General features: G+C 48.9%; 13 protein-coding genes and 1 tRNA gene. 6 read left to right on the top strand and 8 right to left on the bottom strand.

Annotated features, from left to right (window positions below):
- The first annotated feature begins 11 nt into the window (after nt 1-11).
- The 6 genes from ANT_RS09420 to ANT_RS09395 all read left to right on the top strand — a co-directional run bounded on the left by ANT_RS09420 (nt 12) and on the right by ANT_RS09395 (nt 8,429).
- Nucleotides 12-3,023 carry an ABC transporter permease gene (locus ANT_RS09420; protein ID WP_013560281.1) on the top strand — a complete coding sequence of 1,004 codons (3,012 nt, stop codon included), beginning with the start codon at nt 12-14 and terminating at the stop codon, nt 3,021-3,023.
- Nucleotides 3,024-3,034: 11 nt separating this feature from the next.
- Nucleotides 3,035-4,084: an ATP-binding cassette domain-containing protein gene (locus ANT_RS09415; RefSeq protein WP_013560280.1), complete on the top strand. Its 1,050-nt coding sequence runs from the start codon at nt 3,035-3,037 to the stop codon at nt 4,082-4,084.
- Between the two features lie 5 nt (nt 4,085-4,089).
- On the top strand, nt 4,090-4,833 hold the full coding sequence (locus ANT_RS09410) for an ABC transporter ATP-binding protein (protein ID WP_013560279.1): 744 nt from the start codon (nt 4,090-4,092) through the stop codon (nt 4,831-4,833).
- Nucleotides 4,834-5,045: 212 nt separating this feature from the next.
- Entirely contained in the window at nt 5,046-6,008 is a 963-nt protein-coding gene (locus ANT_RS09405; RefSeq protein WP_197534055.1) for a glycoside hydrolase family 5 protein, read from the top strand.
- A gap of 150 nt (nt 6,009-6,158) precedes the next feature.
- Nucleotides 6,159-7,229: a lactonase family protein gene (locus ANT_RS16825; RefSeq protein WP_013560277.1), complete on the top strand. Its 1,071-nt coding sequence runs from the start codon at nt 6,159-6,161 to the stop codon at nt 7,227-7,229.
- 15 nt (nt 7,230-7,244) lie between these two features.
- Nucleotides 7,245-8,429: an AGE family epimerase/isomerase gene (locus ANT_RS09395; protein ID WP_049784872.1), complete on the top strand. Its 1,185-nt coding sequence runs from the start codon at nt 7,245-7,247 to the stop codon at nt 8,427-8,429.
- Between the two features lie 6 nt (nt 8,430-8,435).
- On the opposite strand, the gene ANT_RS09390 is transcribed toward ANT_RS09395, so the two are convergent.
- The 8 genes from ANT_RS09390 to ANT_RS09355 all read right to left on the bottom strand — a co-directional run bounded on the left by ANT_RS09390 (nt 8,436) and on the right by ANT_RS09355 (nt 18,820).
- Entirely contained in the window at nt 8,436-10,574 is a 2,139-nt protein-coding gene (locus tag ANT_RS09390) for a glycoside hydrolase family 3 N-terminal domain-containing protein (RefSeq protein WP_013560275.1), read from the bottom strand.
- A gap of 134 nt (nt 10,575-10,708) precedes the next feature.
- Nucleotides 10,709-10,784 (bottom strand) — tRNA-Asp (locus ANT_RS09385).
- An 89-nt stretch (nt 10,785-10,873) separates the two neighbouring features.
- Nucleotides 10,874-11,332, bottom strand: coding sequence for a nucleoside-diphosphate kinase (gene ndk, locus ANT_RS09380; protein ID WP_013560274.1), 459 nt, complete (start codon nt 11,330-11,332; stop codon nt 10,874-10,876).
- Nucleotides 11,333-11,348: 16 nt separating this feature from the next.
- A complete protein-coding gene (locus ANT_RS09375) occupies nt 11,349-14,510 on the bottom strand; it encodes a tetratricopeptide repeat protein (protein ID WP_013560273.1) in 3,162 nt (1,053 codons plus the stop codon).
- Nucleotides 14,511-14,633: 123 nt separating this feature from the next.
- The gene (locus ANT_RS09370) at nt 14,634-15,863 is read right to left on the bottom strand and encodes a sigma-70 family RNA polymerase sigma factor (protein WP_013560272.1); all 1,230 of its coding nucleotides are present in this window, start codon (nt 15,861-15,863) and stop codon (nt 14,634-14,636) included.
- A gap of 100 nt (nt 15,864-15,963) precedes the next feature.
- Entirely contained in the window at nt 15,964-16,536 is a 573-nt protein-coding gene (locus ANT_RS09365) for a DUF4340 domain-containing protein (protein WP_013560271.1), read from the bottom strand.
- 5 nt (nt 16,537-16,541) lie between these two features.
- Complete coding sequence (locus ANT_RS09360; protein WP_013560270.1) at nt 16,542-18,089, bottom strand: GldG family protein; 1,548 nt, start codon at nt 18,087-18,089, stop codon at nt 16,542-16,544.
- The gene (locus tag ANT_RS09355; RefSeq protein WP_013560269.1) at nt 18,089-18,820 is read right to left on the bottom strand and encodes an ABC transporter permease; all 732 of its coding nucleotides are present in this window, start codon (nt 18,818-18,820) and stop codon (nt 18,089-18,091) included. Before ANT_RS09355 ends, ANT_RS09360 begins: the two co-directional genes overlap by 1 nt.
- Nucleotides 18,821-18,835 lie beyond the last annotated feature (15 nt).

Raw genomic sequence — 18,835 nt, 5'->3', positions numbered from 1 at the left:
GCGTGTAGACAATGCTCCTCAAACTTAAGCGGTTTTTTGGTCTATTAGCACGTCCCGATTTCAAGAAATTGGGCATTGGGATATTCCGTGCGATTACCCAATTGTGGAGTGCCTTACCCGGCATGGCCGTATCATGGCTGGGGACAGCAAAGAATATTCTTTTGTCCTTCGCCGCTATGCTGGTTGTGGTTCTCAAACGGTTGCGCCACAACCTCGGGCTCAGCCTTAGCGCTTTACTGGGGATCGTCGCTGTTTTGGCAATGGTGGTTTGTGTTCCGATTTTTTCGCATGGCGTGGCAAGTGAGGTTTTAAGAGTTCAGTTGGAAGAAATCGCTCTGACCACTCGAAGAAGCCTGTTCAGTTTGCACATGAACGCCACAGATAAGCAGGGGGCTGGTACTCTGAATGTCGATAAGGTAGAAGAAACAGCCCAATGGCTTGAAAAGAATACCCCCCGTGTGGTTGGAATTCCTGTACGAGCAGTGATTGCTCGTGCTCAGACCGCCACGATTGGGTTGAATCCCTTTCCTCCTCGCAGTTTGGCTCCCTCTAATCAACCATGGATTGTGATGTCTTTTATCGCGCAGGACAATGTTCCATCTATGGGGAAAATTGTCGATGGGCGCTGGCCCTCTCCCAGTACGAAGAGCGGGGAACCGGTGGAAGTGGCTGTTTTGGAGAGTACAGCAGATGAAATGTTCTTGAATGTAGGTGACCGTTTTCGTAACGGTCCGCTGGAGGTGGTCATCACAGGTATCTGGGTCCCCCTGGATTCGCAAGACTCTCTCTGGTTCGAATTGCCCAAAACAGCCTTCTCTACCTCGTTCTGGATTCCCGGAGAAACGTATCAAAATCGAATGGCTGAATTCTTCTCCCGTCCGGTCTTTAACGCTTCCTGGTATGTCGTTCTGGATGAAAAACGACTGAATCTGGCTTTTGCAGATGATTATGCTCGAGGATTGGTTCGTTTGGACTCCGAACTTCGTCGTCGAGTCCCCGGTATGACCATCGACTACTCTCCCTTAAAAGCGTTGGAAGCCTATCAGGAACGAGCGAATACCCTGACCACCTTATTTTACGCCATTGGCTCTCCAATGGCAGTGCTGGCGCTTTTGTTTGTCAGTCTGACGGCTTCCATTGCAGTTCAGCAATATGAGCAGGAAATGGTTACCTTGCGTGGGCGGGGGACATCCTGGTGGAGAGTTGCCAGCCTCAATCTTGTTGAGAGTTTGATTCTCATAGGTGTCGCGGTGCTCCCCTCTTTTTTGCTTGGATGGATTGCGGCAAATTTGATGGGGCGAACCGTTTCATTCCTGGAGTTTACCTCCCGCTCGGAGATTTCTTTCAGCGTGTTGGGTATCAATCTCACGTGGTATTTTGTTGCTATTCTGGTTATCCTGATAGCCCGTTTTCTTCCCGGGATTTCCGCAAGCCAGATCAGTATCGTAAGGCTCAAGCAGGAACAGGGGAGGGGCTCTCAAAGGCCCTTGTGGCAGCGATATTACTTGGATCTCTTTCTCTTGCTTCCGGGAATTTATGCGTATCTTTCTCAAAGCGGGTTTGCCAGACAATTACGTTTTGTCCCCATTCTGGACCCATCCACCAATCCGCAATACCGGGACCTGCTGCTTTTTGTTGCACCGGCACTCTTTGTCATTGCGTTGTGTATGATTTCTGTGCGGCTGTTGCCGTTTTTTGTACGCTTTCTTTCTCGAATATTTGAAAATATCCCTCAGGTATGGGCTTATCTGGCGATCCAGCAAATTGCTCGTCGTCCTTCTGATTACTCAAATGCTCTGTTGCTGATCATGATTTCTCTGAGCCTGGCAATTTTTTCGGCTTCAACTGCCAAGACCCTGGATCAGTGGACGTATGACTCTATTTATTATCGTGAAGGGGCAGATTTGGTTATCCATGAATATGCTGTTTCGGAAGGTAGTTCATCTTTTAGCAGCTCTTCCTCCGGTTCATCTACCATTACAGTGTCGGAAGCCGACTTGAGTCTGGATAGTTACACCTCTATGGAAGAACATTTCAAGTTACCAGGGGTTCAACATGTTACTCGTGTGGGAAAATATCCCGGTACGTTTTCCTATGGTACCGGAGAGCAGGAATGTGTGTTCATGGGAATTGACCGTTTGGATTTCCCACTGGTAGCATTTTACCGCAATGATTTTGCGGAAGTTCCTTTGGGGGAACTTATGAATGCCCTCGGTTTGGAACCCATGGGGGTGCTTGTTCCCAAAGACCTTGCAGACAGATTGGGGTTGAAAATTGGAGATACTCTCCTTACCACGGTGAACATTCTGGATCAGCGCAACGAAAGGGAGTTAATGGTGGTGGGGATTTATTCGTATTTCCCTACAGTATTCCCTGATAAACGTCCAACGCTGGTGGTAAACCTGGATTCACTTTTTGAATTACCTGATGAAGTCATCGGTTATGATATTTGGATGAACTTGAAGAATGGCACTGATTCCAATGACCTGCTCCGGAAAATTCGCCAACTGGTTGGGGGTGATCGAGCAGTCGTCGATGTGCGGGGAAATGCTATACAAAAGATTCAGCAAGCCATTGAACAGCCTGAGCGGCTGGGGTTGTTTGGGGTGCTAAATGTGGGGTTTATCTTTACCGGCTTGATGCCTGGCATTGGTTTTGTTTTGTATTCGTATGCCTCTCTCCGCAGACGATTCATCCAATTGGGAATTTTACAGGCAATTGGAATGTCATTGAAACAACTCATGGCTCATCTGGTTTTGGAGCAAGGTATTCTGATGGGGGGGGCCATTGGTGTAGGGGCTTTTGTTGGGTTGCTCAGCAGCGTGCTGTTCATTCCATTCCTGCAAATATCCGCCTCATCAGGACAAACGGTTCCACCGTTTCAGGTTCTCATTGGCTGGAAAGAAGCCGTGGGCCTTAGCCTGGCTTTTGCGTTTGTCCTGGCTGTAACCATGGCGGGAACAATTTGGGCTCTGATGAACCTGAAGATGTTCCAGGCTGTGAAGATGGGTGAAGCCTTGTAGTGAGGATCATTATGCCGAATCAGATGACTGCTGAACCGCTAATCGTTTGTGAAAATCTGGTCAAAATTTACAAAATCGCCGATTTGGAAGTCGTGGCTCTTCAAGGTTTGGATTTAGTGGTTCCCCGTAAGGAAATGCTGGCAATCGTTGGGGCTTCCGGGTCGGGAAAAACCACATTGATGAATATCCTGGGCGGTTTGGATCGTCCTTCCGCGGGTAAGGTCACTGTAGATGAGATCGATCTTTTAAGCCTCTCCGATGAAGCCTTGAATGAATATCAGCGTACCAAAGTAGGGTTTGTCTGGCAGCAAACCTCGCGAAACTTAATTCCCTATTTGACGGCAGAAGAGAATATTGAGCTTCCCATGATAATGTCGGGAGTTCACAATAAGCAGCAACGCAGAGAGTGGGCGCATGAGTTGCTCAACTCAGTGGGATTGTTTCATCGAAGACATCATCAGTTGATACAACTTTCCGGTGGAGAACAGCAACGTATTGCCATCGCGGTAGCCTTAGCGAACCGGCCTGTTTTGCTTTTGGGCGATGAGCCCACCGGCGAGGTGGATTCTGCTACTGCCAGAACAATTATGGAAACTTTTAGCCGCTTGAGGGAAGAACTGGATCTTACCATTGTGATTGTGAGCCACGACCCTCGTATTGCAGAACAGGTGGATCGTGTGGTGGCTATCCGGGATGGCAAAATAGCTACAGAAACCGTGCGTCAGGTTTCGCAATTGGAAGCCCTCATGGCCGGAGGGGCATCGGGTTCGCAAGAGATCTTGCTGCCCTCTCAAGTGACCTATAAAGAGTTTGTTATGCTTGATTCGGCTGGGAGACTTCAGATTCCCAAAGAAATTCGAGAGGAGTTGGGAATAGGCAAAAGGGTGGAAATGCAAATCGAGGATGGCAGGATTATTATTAAACCCGTAGAAGGGGAGGGCGGGGAGCCCTTGAAGAATCTGACCATTGAAGAGCAAATAGCCATTCTCTTTTCGGGCGAGAAAGTCCCTCAGCGCAAGCCCGGAAGTGTCAAAAAATTAAAGTGGCTTCGTTGGAGGTAAAAGGAATGGAATCTGTGGAACAACCGATGATTGCTGAATTCCCCGAGTCTCTCCAAAATCGAGAAATGATTGTAAAGGTAAGCCATGTGACCCGGATTTATGAGTTGGGCGCTTCCCGGGTAACTGCTTTAAGGGACATCTCGCTGGAGATCCCGAAAGGGGTTTTGGTAGCGCTTAAAGGGCGTTCAGGCTCGGGAAAGACCACCCTGCTTAACATGATTGGGGGATTGGATACGCCTACCCAGGGAGAAGTGGAATTGTTTGGAATAAGGCTTTCTCAACTGGATGATGAAGCCAAAACCGAACTGAGAAGGCAGCGCTTAGGGTTTGTGTTTCAATCCTTTGCTATTTTGCCCGTATTTTCAGCAATAGAGAATGTAGAGTTGATGCTTCGCATAGCAAATATCCAAACGGATAGGCGTAAACTGGCTATGCGGGCGCTGGAAATTGTGGGGTTGGGATCCTGGGCACATCACCGCCCATGGGAACTTTCTGGCGGACAACAACAACGTGTTGCCATTGCACGAGCCCTGGCTACCCGTCCTGAATTGATAATCGCAGATGAACCAACCGGCGAATTGGATAGCACCACAGGAAGGCAGATCATGGCGCTTTTCCGATTCATTGCCGTTAAAGAGGGGATTACTGTGTTAATGGCGACTCATGATCCGCTGATTGAGGAATATGCCCATATGGTGGTAGATTTGATGGATGGGCAAATTCGTTCTATCCGATTTCCAAACCTGTGAAAATGAATAAGACGCAAATCCCCTCCTTTTTTAGCCCTCTTTGGATGGTTCTGATAATTTTGACGCTGTTTGGTTGTGCCGTTCGTCCTGATGCCGATATCTCTGTTACAACTGATAAGGCAGGAACACGCTTGTCAGGGAGCCTATCATCTACAAAAACTGTGCCTCCATTTCCTTCTGTACCTGGCAATACTTCTACGCCGGTTCCCTCTGTGATCTCTGGTGCAGATGAGCATGTCTTTGAGCAAAATCGTCGTTTGGGTAGAGGGATTAACCTGGGAAATGCTTTGGAAGCCCCAAGTGAAGGCGAGTGGGGTGTAACCCTGAACGAAACATTTTTCTTGTTGATTTCTTCAGCAGGGTTTGACAGTGTGCGTATTCCTATCCGATGGAGTGCCCATGCCGATTCTGAGTTCCCATATACCATCGATCCTGTATTTTTTAAGCGGGTGGATTGGGCGATTGAACAGGCGTTCAGGAATAACTTGCGTGTAGTCATCAATATTCACCATTACGATGAGTTGATGGAAAACCCTCGGCTCCATCACGATCGCTTTCTTGCGATTTGGGAGCAAATTGCTTTGCATTATCAGGACTACCCTGAAAGTTTGTATTTTGAATTGCTGAATGAACCTCATGGCCCTCTGTCGGTTTTCTGGAGTGATCTGGCTGCTGAAGCCATTCGAACTATTCGTAAAACCAACCCGGAGCGCACTCTCATTGTAGGCCCTGGAAACTGGAACAACATGGGAGCATTGCAGGATTTAACTCTTCCCGAAACAGATCGAAACCTGATTGTGACTGTGCACTATTATTCACCTTTTGAATTTACTCATCAGGGGGCTGAATGGGTTTCGGGGAGTGAAAAGTATCTGGGTACTCCATGGGAAGGAAAGGAATGGGAAAAGAAAGCCATTGATACCGACTTCGATTTGGCTTTAATGTGGGCTCAAAAGTATCATCGTCCTATTTTTCTGGGGGAATTTGGTGCCTATTCCAAAGCCGATATGGACTCCCGGAAAAGATGGACGGAGTATGTGGCGCGTTCGGCAGAAAAGCGTGGTTTTTCCTGGGCGTACTGGGAATTCTGCGCAGGCTTTGGAGTCTATAATGCTCAAACCCACGTATGGGTGGAACCACTTCTCACGGCGTTGATTCCCTCTGCTCTCCCGTGAAGCCATTCTCATTCTTAGAATTTGAAGTTATGTTATATTCAATTTGAATTACCCCTGCATGTTTGTGAAATGGGTTTGCAAAGGAAGAGTAAGCAATTGGTCTTCGATTTTCGTTAAGAATTTCCACTTGATATAGGAGTAAAAAGTCCTATGACTCGTTTCGTCTATGTTGGAACCTATACACAGACTGAACCTTCTAAACCGCATCGCCAAGAAGGAATTTTTGTGTATGTAATGAATCCGGTCACAGGGAAATTGACCTTTTCCTCTTCCACTTCCGGACTGAACCCATCCTTTCTTGCATTTCACCCGCGAAAGCATGTTCTGTATGCAGTAAACGAACTTGAGGAAGGCATGGTGAGCGCCTTTGCCATCCATCCACAAACAGGTGCCTTGAATTTGCTGAATTCTCAGCCTACTCAGGGTGCTCATCCATGTTATGTGAGTGTGGATCGTCAGGGGGAATGGGTAATGTGCGCGAACTACACAGGAGGCAGTATCTCTCTCCATCCTGTTCTTTCGGATGGTTCTCTAGGCGAAATCTCGGATTGGAGACAACACCAGGGAGTCTTGGGCCCCAATCATGCCCGGCAGGAAACACCCCATGCCCATTCGATAGACTTTGACCCTTCGGGAAACTATTTGCTCGCTGCCGATTTGGGCCTGGACAGGATATTCATTTACCGTCTTGAGAGAACACAAGGAAAATTCCTCATTCATGGGGAAATCTCCTTACCTCCAGGTGCTGGACCTCGTCATTTTACGTTTACATCGAATGGTAGGTGCCTTTTTGTAGCCAATGAATTGGGTAGTAGTGTCTCCATATTGGATTGGGACCTGGAGAAAGGAAAGGCAGAGATGGTTGAGACAGTTTCAACCCTGCCCCCTGACTTCTCAGGGGAGAATATTGTGGCTGATATCCACCTTTCACAGGATGAGACCTTTCTATATGTCTCCAACCGTGGACATGACAGCCTGGCGATTTTCAGAGTATGGGGTAACAGAGTGCCCAAACTCCTGCCAGTGATGTATGCGTCCATTCAGGGTTCCTGGCCCCGAAACTTTAGCATTGATCCAACGGGACGTTTCATTCTGGTTGCCAATCAATACTCAGACAATGTGGTCCTTTTCCATCGTGATCGAGAAACAGGGGAGATCCAGCCGGCTGGGTTCTCTGTTGAGGTGAATTCTCCCGTTTGTATCAAATTTTACGATTTATAGATCATGGAGATCCGTATGCTCAGAACTCTTGCAGATGAAATGGAGAAGGAAGTTCGAGAACGTATCCTTCCATTTTGGATGGGAACGGCCAGGGATCCCCGAGGGGGGGTTTATGGATTGGTCAATGAGGAGGGGATTCCTGACCCTCTGGCTTCCAAAGGTGGAACGTTGCAGGCTCGGGTAGTGTGGACCTTTTCCCGTGCATATCAACTATGGCCCGAACAAGCCTATCTGGACTCAGCATACCATGTTTGGCGTTTCTTTTTAGATCATTTGTGGGATAACAAACATGGAGGAATTTACTGGTTGGTAGATTCCCGGGGATATCCTTTGGATAGCCGGAAGTTGACCTTTGCCAATGCTTATGCCATCTATGCTATGAGTGAGTATGCCAAGGCCTTCCGTGACGAAGAAGCCCTGAAAAACGCAGTATTTCTATTCCAACAACTGGACAGAATAGCGCATGATGAGCAGGGGGGAGGGTGGCTTGAAGGATTTGATCGGGATTGGAAACCTGTGTCTGATGCTCGGATTTCCTCCAACGATATGATTTCGGATAAGTCCATGAATTCCCATCTTCACTTATTGGAGGCTTTTGTTCCCCTGGCGCAGGTTTGGCGTGACGAGTTACTCCTTCTTCGTTTGCGAGAATGCATTGACATATTCCTGAACAAAATATTACACCCGGAAACCCACCATTTCCGTTTGTTCTTTGACCGAAAATGGACTCCTTTAAGCGATTGGATTTCCTTTGGCCATGATATTGAAGGGAGTTGGTTGCTGGTTAAAGCAGCCGAAGTATTGGGGGATACAGACTTGCTTGCGCAGGTAAAAGAACAAGCGGTTCAAATCGTTGATTGCGTCCTTGCTGAAGGTCTGGATGAAGATGGTGCTTTAGTGGGTGAAATGAACTCTGCAGGGCAATTAGAAGGGCAGAAAGATTGGTGGCTACAGGCGGAGACAGTTGTTGGGTGCATCAATGCTTATCAGATTTCAGGTGACCTCAAATATTTACAAACTGCGACTAAAACCTGGAACTGGATCAAGGAGAATCTGCGTCATCCTTCCGGGGAATGGAGGTGGGGCACTTCCCGCGAAGGTCAGCCACAACATCGTCCTTTAGTGGATTTTTGGAAGTGCCCCTATCACAATAGTCGAATGTGTTTTGAAATAATTTCTCGCAATCGTCAAGAAGAGTGAGAAATCCTACCCCTTTACCTCAAAATATGCCTGTACTGGTTGTGGGGCACCTAAATCCAGGGAGCGCTGGATAGGTGCAGCCCCACCAATAGTTAATTTGAATTTTCCTGGCTCCAGTACTTGATTTCCTTCATCGTCAATCATCATCATGGCTTCAGGTTGAATGGCAAATGAGAGTTGAACAGTTTCTCCGGGTTTCAGTCTAACCCGCTGGAAAGAGATCAGTTTCTGAAGCGGAACAATTGTGGAGGCTTCTAAATCGCTGAGATAAACTTGAACAACTTCTTCTCCCTCATATTCTCCAACATTGGCTAACTCAAATGTTCCTCTGAGGGCTTCACCAGCCGACAATACAGGATGTTCCAATTGGAGATTTTTGTACTCAAATTGGGTATAACTGAGCCCGAATCCAAAAGGAAACAGGGGAGAGGAAGTCATGTAGCGATAGGTTCGCTCTTTCATCGAATACTCCCGGAAAGGCGGGAGTTGATCAGTGGACACCGGGAAGGTAATAGGCAATTTTCCAGAGGGGCTATGGTCTCCAAATATTAGGTCTGCGATGGCTCTGCCTCCTTCCTGCCCGGGATAACCAACCCACAGGATGGCTTCAACCAAATCCTCAATTCCATTCAGCGCAATGGCGCTTCCGCCGGTGAGAACCAGGACAATCTTGGCTCCGGTCGCAGCAAGATCCCTGATGTATTCTTGTTGCGCTTTGGGTAGGGCAATATCTTCACGATCACCGTTATCCGACAGAATGGCTTCACCCTCTTCCCCTTCTAACAGGGGAGATAACCCCATAAATGCAATGACAAGGTCAAACGAGGCTGCTGAGGCCACAGACCAATCATTCTTTATCTTTTTGGAGTCGGTCAGCAAACTTCCAGGCATGAATTCCATCCTTACCCCTTCAGGAAGTCTGCCAACCAAGCCTTCCATAAACGTAGTCATCGAGTCACTAAGTCCATAGTAATTCCCTAGAAGGACGTGGACATTTCCTGCGTTGGGTCCTACAATGAGGATACTCTTCACATCAGGTTTGACAGGCAGAATATGATTATGATTTTTCAACAAGACCGCAGACTTCACTGCTGTTTCATAAGCCAACTTTCGATGTGCTTCACATCCCACCACGCTCATAGAAATATGCGCATAGGGCACTTTCTCTTGGGGATCAAACAATCCCAATTTGAAACGGGTACGAAGGGTGTTTCTTAAGGCATGATCGATATCTTCCTCGGTGATTAAGCCGCGGTTCAGGGCTTCGGTGAGATTTTCATAGGAATAGGTGCAGATACATGCCATGTCACAACCGTTCTTAATGCCCAGGGCGGCGGACTCGGCGCCATCTTTTGTTACTTGATGATGAAGGTGAAAATCGTTGATAGCACCACAATCTGAAACGACATGCCCTTTGAATCCCCATTGATTTCTAAGGATTTCTTTAAGCAGGTAAGGGCTCCCACAACAGGGTTCACCGAGTGTACGATTGTACGCACCCATCACGGCTTCAACTTTGGCTTCAGTCACCAGTTTTTTGAAGGCGGGTAAATAGGTGTCAAACAATTCTCGCCTGGTGACAATTGCATTGAAGGTATGACGCTCTTTCTCCGGTCCACTGTGTACAGTGTAGTGTTTAGCACACGCCGCAGTTTTCAGGTAATGAGGGTCTTTCCCTTGCAATCCTCTTACAAATGCTGCTCCCATCTCTCCGGTAAGGTATGGGTCTTCTCCCCACGTTTCCTGTCCTCTGCCCCATCTCGGATCGCGAAAAATGTTTATGTTCGGCGACCACATGGTCAACCCCTGGTAAATATCGGTTTTCCCGAATTTTCGTAAGGTTTCGTGGAATTTTGCTCGAGCCTCACTGGCGATGGCGTCAGCCACTCGCTCAATTAGCTCTGTATCCCAGGTGGCTGCCATGCCAATGGCTTGAGGAAAAACAGTGGCTTTACCGTTTCGGGCGACGCCATGCAAAGCCTCTGACCAGTAATCATAGGCAGGTATACCCAGCCGTGGAATTGCGGCACAGGAGTTACACATTTGACTGATTTTTTCTTCCAGAGTCATCCGGGAGATGAGATCGTTCACGCGTTCTTCGAGCGGGGCATCGGGATTAAGATAGAGGGGGCAATTTTCACTCATTCGATGTACTCCACAAAACAAAATAATCGGGTAATTTGATTATAGACCAGATGTCATTCTGTAATATAGTGAAAGAGCGGAGGGAGATGACTTAAGAAAAAAACCCATGCCTGATCAGCAAGGGTCTCAATCACTGGCGGGAGCGACGGGATTCGAACCCGCGGTCTCGGCCTTGACAGGGCCGCATGTTAACCGCTACACCACGCCCCCGAACGCGCTATAGTTTATCATGGGAGGTTGTAACTGTCAAGAAACTCACAACAAAAAAACCGGGGAGCCCCGGTTTTTTTGTTGTGTAACTATCCGTTACTCTCAAAAATCCATCGGTCGGTATCCCGTCCCCACGAGACAAGTTCCTCGGGCTTAAACCACAAAGTGATTTCAGCGATTGCATTTTCTACCGAGTCTGATGCATGGGTGAGATTCCGACTGACGGTTAGCCCAAAATCATGTCGAATGGTCCCTGGAGCCGCTTCGTAAGGGCGAGTGGCTCCCATAGTTTGCCTGACGACTGCAACCGCATTCGGACCTTCCCAAACCATCGCCATGACCGGTGCGGAGGTGATGTAATTAATCAACCCCTCGTAAAAGGGTTTCCCTTTATGTACTGCATAATGTTCTTCAGCCAGTTTACGGCTTACGTGTAAAAATTTGGCACCGACCAGTTTCAAGCCACGCCTTTCCAACCTTGCAATGACTTCGCCGATCAGTCCTCGTTGGACACCATCTGGTTTGACCAATACAAATGTTTGTTCCACAAAACCTCCAAAGAGTTTAGCGTAATAATTCTTCTGCCTTCGAATAGGCATCTAACGCTTTGGCAACCTGATCTGCCTTGAAATAGGCATCTCCAAGCATTTGCCAAAGCGTTACTTCACCCGGGTGATATTTGAGGGCTTCTTCCAGTTCTTGAATAACTTTTTCAAGATTTTTGCCCGTTTCAATTAGCGTCGCATAGGAATCTACTGCTTTTGAAATCTCTCCGGCCTGGATGGCTAACCATCCAGAAGAAGGTTCTCCTTCTCCAAAATATTGTATTTCGGTGGTTGCAGGGCTTTCTGTTGAGGAGATAGAAGCCTCCAGAGAGGCGCTTGGCTTTGTTTCCCACGTTTCTATTTGGGTGAGTTCCGGCTCGGTTTCTGCTGGGGTTACACGCAACCACTCAGGCAAGGCTTCATCCGGGACTTCTTCAGGGTTGATTTCCAGGGTCGCAGGTTCCCAAGCAGGAGGTTGCGATTTTTGTTCTTCTTCGTATGAACGCAGCCATTCGGGAATTTCCACTTCCTCTCCTGAAATACTCTCTTCTGCTGTTGCTTCCCCGATCTCTGCGGATGTCGGTTGTTCGGTGATTATTCCCGACATGGTTTCTTCAGGAACCCATTCTTCTGCTTTTTCTTCGATGGCTGGCAGAGTAATTTCCTCAGTCTCAACAATCTCTTCTGCTGGTGGGGCTTCCGGGACAGGTGGGACCTCAGGGCGTTCTTCTTCCGGTGTGAATAATGTGCCTTCCTGAGCACCCTGACGAGCAGCCAGGCTTTCAAGCCACGCAAAGGCTTCGTCGGGAGACATCTCCTCTAGGGATTTTTCTGCGCTGACAGGTGGTACTCCTTTGCTTTCCTCTGCAATGGGAGGGACTGGAGGATGTGATTCTTCTGAAACCGAAACCTCCGGAGCCACAGCAGACTCCACTCCCTGAAGTTCTTCTCTGATCCATTCAGGAGGTGTTTCCTGGCGTTGTTCAGGGGGTGTAATTGTCAGTGTTTCCGGTTCAGCACCTTGGCGAGCGGCGAGAGCCTCCATCCATGCTAATGCGGCGTCCAAGTCGGTCAAATCCGGGGATTGCTCTGTGATTTCGATTTCGGCTTTCTGGACCACTTCCGGCTGGCTGGGTTCCTCAATAACCATTTCCGTTTCCTCAGCAATTAATTCCGGTAGAGGTTCAGAGGAAATCTGAGACTCTTGCAACTCGACAGCCTTCTCTTCTTCGGCAAGCGAGGTCTGTTCTATCTGTCCCTTAAGCCAATCAGGAATTTCTTCGGTGCGTTGTTCAGGAGAAGAGATGGTCAGTGTTTCCTCAGGGGCTCCCTGGCGAGCGGCTAGGGCTTCCATCCAAGCCAGAGCAGCATCCAAATCCTCAGGCGGAGGTTCCGAAAGCCCTGTTTTGCTTTCAGGGAAGGCTACTGATTCTTCCTGAGGTTGGAAACTTTCCTCAAATTTGGAAGGAATCTCCTCGAGCAATGTCGGGGATTCGGGAACTTGCTCGGTTTCCGTTGGAGAAGGAATCTCTTCACTTTCCGGAAGCCATTCGGCAATTTCTGGTTGTTGTTCCTCCACATAAGGTGTTGTTTGTTCTTCTACGAAACTTGGTGGGGTTTCAATCCATGAAGGTGGAGCCTCTGTGCTTTCGGGAGCAATCCCTGGTTCTGCCATCTTGATGGATTCTTCGAGAGAAGACGCCTGTAACCAATCGGAAAACTTTTCCCCTTTGACTTCCGGGGTGCTTTCTCCTTCTGCAGTGCGAAGCCATTCTGGAAGTTCTTCTGCGGGTTCTGAAGGAAGACTCTCGGCGGCAGGAATTTCTGCCCTTAACCAATCCGGCAGAGGTTCGGCGCCAAACGCAACTTCTTCACGGCTTTCCGGATGAGCAGGTGGTTCCTCGGTGGCTTCGGCAGGGAAGAACCAGTCTTCAGCAAGTCCTTCTTCTTCCTCGATACCTTGCACCGATGATGGCGAAGGCAAAATTTCCTCCAGCCAATCCAATCGCTCTTCTTCCTGAACCGGTTCGGGTGACTCGCCGGGCTCTTCTGGTGAAACCGGCGCTAAAGACTTTAACCAGTCCGGAATTTCTGCTTCCACTGGCTCGGACTCAACTTCGGGGATGTCTTCTCCCAATTCTTCTCCAAACAGGGTACCCCGTTCTGCTTCAAGATTTTCGCCCTGAGATGGCGTCCACCCTGCAGATTTCAGGAAATCGGGAAGTACCTCCTCGGGGGAAGGGGGTGGAGGAGAGGGTGGTGCATGAGATGGAGAAGGCGTACCGGGAATTTCGGTAGGTTGAGCCAGTGCATTGAGCCAGTCGGGTAATTCTTCTTCCTGACCGCTTTCTTCCCATTCTACGCCAATGGTTTTTGCCCATTCTGGAGCGGCTTCCTCCATCATCGAAGGTGCCCAATCCAGGTGCTCAACCATCACGGTTTGTTCCGGTACCTGTTCACTGGTGGGGGCGTTAGGCGAGATGAATCCTAAATAGGGATCCAGAGATAACAATCGCTGTTTGAAGAGGGGAGCATCTCCAGCCCGACTGGTTTCGGGAAGGACATCAGCAAGGATGCGATTGGCTTCAAAGCAATAGGGTAATTTGCTGATCAGAGAGGATGCTACTTCTGCCGCTTCAATTTTCTGGCCTGAAAGATAATACATCCGTGCCAGAAGGACAAGGAGGTCGAGGCGGGCACCGTCTTCAGCCAGGGCGGCGCGGATTTCAGCAATGGCTTGAGGATAGAGATTCCCTCTGTCGTACATTCGGACAAGTGCTCCACGTGTTAGCCGAATGCGAGGAGGTTCAACCCCATCTCGTCTTCCATACAAGCGCCTTAATTCATCCTGTACGGCTCGGTTAAACGGCTGGACTTCATACGCTCTTTCCATGTGCCAGATAGCGGCATCCAGATTCCCCTCATCTTCTCGGATGATGCTCATGCCCAGATGGGCGATAAAATCATCCGGAAAAACCGATAAGATCCGTTGAAGAATGTCCATTGCCTCGGTATAACGCTGGCTTTCCAGATAGGCTTTTGCCAGCAAACGATAGGCTTCGATGTATTTAGGAAACTGCTTCAGGATGTTTTTTGCGTGCGCAATGGCTTCTTCGATTTGTCCGTGTTCAATTAAGTTTTCCACTTCACGGGCATAGGCGCGCAGAGGTATTCTCGCCATAAACCCTCCCTTCCAGACTTAAGTATGCAATAAACCTGTGGATTGTGCAAGTTATGCGGTAAAAAATTCCCCACGCCTAGAAAGATAGCGGCGTGGGGACACAGCACATCCTGAGCAGGCAGACTAGTCACCAAGGTAATCACGGAGTTTGCGTCGAATTGACGGGTGGCGGAGTCGGCTCAGGGCTTGAGCCTCTATTTGGCGCACACGTTCCCGTGTTACACCCATTTTGCGCCCGACTTCCTCCAGCGTATAGGCTTGACCATCCAGAAGCCCATAACGCAATTGCAGGATGCGAACCTCTCTGGGAGGGAGAGTATTTAACACTTCTTCCAGGTGCTGGCGAAGCAGGTTGTAGGTAGCAGTATCGTCTGGCGGGGGGGCTTCTTCATCCTCGATGAAATCGCCAAGCACCGAGTCCTCTTCGTCATCTGTAGGTGTCTCTAGAGAAAGGGGACGACGCGCCACCTGAATCATGTTCTCGACCTTGCGGGGCGGAACATCCAGGGCTTCGGCAAGCTCTTCCACAGAGGGTTCTCGTCCTAGTCTCTGGGTGAGTTGATGTTGCACCCGAAGCAACTTATTAATTTGGTCTCCCATGTGTACAGGCACGCGGATTGTGCGACCCTGATCGGCAATTGCGCGCGTAACGGCCTGACGAATCCACCAGGTGGCGTAAGTGCTGAACTTATGCCCGCGGCGGTAGTCGAATTTCTTGGTGGCGCGGATCAACCCAATATTGCCTTCCTGAATTAAATCCAGGAAGGGCACGCCTCTCCCCATGTATTTTTTGGCTACGCTGATTACCAGACGTGAGTTTGCCGTAATTAAATGCTCACGGGCTGCCCAACCGTCTTCGATAAGACGCCGCAATTCCTGCCGTCGTTTTGGGCTGACATTCCCACGCGCTAATTCTTCGCGTGCCATTCTTCCCCGCTCTATTCGCTGAGCCAGTTCAACCTCTTCCTCAGCAGTGAGCAATGGGACACGGCTCACCTCTTTAAGATACAGGCCAATCGTATCGTCCGTATCGATATTGGCTAAATCATCCAGGGCAAGCGACTTTTCTTCTCCCTCTTCTTCGACAGCCCCTTCTTCATGGGCTTCCAGTTCTTCTTCGGCTGGTTCCTCAACAATTTCATCCTCTAAGTAAGGAATCCCAGCGCTCATTAACGCCGCAAAAGCCTCTTCCAATTGCTCGACATCTTGCTCGGCTTCCGGGAAGAAATGCAAAATATCGTCTATGGTGACGTATGATTTTTGCCGTCCCAGGTCAATGAGCCGGGCAATGACAGGGTATTCTTCATCTTCATCTACTACGTTAAGTAATGCATCATCCATTGTCACAGTCATACACCTCTTTCAGAGATGGAATTTTTAACATAAGCCATTAATTCAGCATACATGTTTTTTTCATTAATTTCAATACCCGTAAAGACAGGTTTCTTTTTCCCTACGGGACAACTGGCGTAATTCCAGGAGGGGTGGGCGTATCGGGCAAAGCGGCATCAAACCCCTGAAAGACGGCTTCAATGGCGTATCGGCTTACTACAATAGGAGCATGATCCTGCACTTTTACGTAATACCCATTCCCTGTAGGAGTTAATCCACCCACCCGAATTTCCAGTTTCTTGCCGGTTTCCGCTTCAAGGATGATTGTCTGTCCGGGGTTTGCCAGGTACAGGCTTTCCAGGGAGTAATCTGCTGGCAATTCGGTCAGAATTCGGGTGGCAAGTAACTCTGAAAGCAATTGTTCCACTTTGCCAGCAGATACGTTTCCTACTCCCTGATTGAGCCATTGCCCATCACCTTGTCTGATTAACTCTGTAGTCCCGCCAATCGCGCGAATGAGTGTGGCTTTGGTGATTTCTTCCGAGGTCCATCCTTCAATCATGCGAGGGACAGCAGTCGGCTCTGGAGTTTGAGATCCTGAAAAAGGGGCATTGGGCGTTTTGGTGAGGAAAAATACCAAAACCGCCACCAGAACGAAGATACCAAAGACAACCCATGTGGAACGGCGAATCATAGTGGTTAACCTCGACGACGTCGTTGAATCCAGACCAGAATACCAGCAACCAGGGTAAGTCCGGGAATGAGGAAAACAGTAGTTAGCAGAATCACCCCAAGCGTAATATTATTGCGCAGAATTAAGATTCGCTGAGTAGTCTTCTTGGGTGTCAAGTTAATCAAATTCTCTTGTTTGGCTGCCCAGTCAATGGCGTTAATGAGGAAATCTCCATTGCCATACTGCGCGTAATTCCGGTTGCTGGCAAAATCCGAATCCCCAATGACCACAACCCGAGCATTCGTTTTGGAATTGGTTGCGGCAATGGTTAAACCAACAGGGCCGGCAACATCCTGCTCCGGATTGAAAGCGGCTTGATTATTTCGGAGGGAGTTGAAATCCTTTTCTGCCCAGGAATTCTGTGCAGTTTCAGTCAATACATACGATTGGACATCGTTTCCCTCAATTTGTACCGGGGAGACACTTCGTGCAGAAGGCATAACCACTGCCAGGTTGTACATGCGCTCGGTAATGGGATGTTGCGCATATTTGGCAGAAACGGCTACGCTGGGTGGATTGTAGTTCAGATCAATGACCATATCCTGCCCCAGACGAATGCCCCACTGTTTCTCAAGATACGTTGCCAGAGGATCTTCAGCCTCTCCAAAATGGGTGACGATGGTTGGTTCTGCCAGGTAGATTAATGAACCGCCCCGGTCAAGGTATGCCTGAATCAAAGAGATTTCTTCGGTAGAAACAGGTTTATCCGGGCCGGCAATAATCAGCGCTAAAGCATCTTCCGGAACGTTTCGCGTGGCTAAAAGGTTCAGGGTATTCACCGTGTAGTTCTTGGCACTTAAGAGGTTCTTGATTTCCGAATAAGAGCGGTCTCCAGAGTCATCCGGACTGTATTCCCCATGTCCAATGAGAAAATAAACGGCGCGCTTTCCCGGGTTAGCCAGGCGTACCAGTGCGCTGGTGAGATCTGTTTCACTGGCATAGGTAACCTGTTCCGAGCGGTTACCCTGCTTCAGGACAATTGTCCCATCCCTGGTGACGTTTGCTGAGCGAGCCCGCACAGGATCTTTCTCAGGGTCAATAAACTCATAAGAGAATTTGCCGTTTGCGTTGTATTTATAACTTTCCAGTAAGTCCTGCGCAGTGGTGGATGGGAATCGACTGCTGTAGTATGCTTCGGCCACCACCGGTTCCTGGAGGGACTTGAGAGTTTCCAGGGTTTCCTTCGCCAGTGTGTGTTGTTGATCTTCGGTTAAGTCCCAGCGTGGTGCTCGTGTATATACCAGGTAATTCAGGGCAATCAAAATGCCGGTGAATGCCAGTGCCAGTACCAGGGCGTTACTGCTGTATCGGGCTTGTCGTCCGGTGAGAATCTCTCTGGTTTTTTGCGGATCGAGCAAAACAAAAAGCGCTACGCCAATCACTGCCAGCGATATACTGATTTGTACCGGTAAAGTAAACGAGCGCTGGACAATGGCAAACCCAATAGCGCTTAAACTTGCCAGCAAGGCAAGAATCAATCCAGCCGGGGCATATTTGCGCAGCGAAGCCTTCATTATCTCCACCTCCGGGATTCAACCGAGATTGAGCCAAGGAAAAGTGCCAGTGCAATGACGCTGATAAAGTACACAATATCCTTCAAATCAATAATTCCCCGATAAAACGTGGGATAAAAATGCTCACTGATATCCAGATACGCCAACAGCGAAGGACCCAGGGAACCGCCAGCCATTGATGGATATCCAATCATCCACAGAACCAGTAAAACTCCCAGAGTGGTAAAGAAAGCGGCGATTTGATTGCTGAACAGCGAACCCACTGCGACACCAATGGCAGAGAAAGCCGCAACCATTAAGACTAATCCAAGGTATCCGCTAACCAGAATGCCCTGATCGATTCCAGGGTCCACCAGACGATTGAGAATGATAGGATACACCCACGTTACCAGCAGGATGGTGAGGATAAACCCCATGGCGCCCAGCCATTTCCCGATCACCAATTCCCAATCGCGGACGGGAGCGGTAAGCAATAATTCCAGTGTGCCGGTGCGTTGTTCTTCGGGAAGAGTGCGCATAGTAATTGCGGGGGTAGTGAACAGGAAAATTGTTGCCAGAGGTCCCAAAATGACCTGCACACTTGGCGCGTATTGCTGGTAAGCGGCTGAGAGGACCGTGGCGTAGAACAACACCCCCATGATCAGGAAGATGGCAAGGGCAATTGCATAAGCCACCGGACTGACGAAAAACTGCTTGAACTCTTTTCGGGCAATGATCCAAATATTGCGCATTTCCCTTACTCCGCT

Origin of the sequence: Anaerolinea thermophila UNI-1 (assembly GCF_000199675.1) — a bacterium.
Lineage (GTDB): Bacteria > Chloroflexota > Anaerolineae > Anaerolineales > Anaerolineaceae > Anaerolinea > Anaerolinea thermophila.
This window is presented reverse-complemented; position numbering and strand designations above follow the sequence as displayed.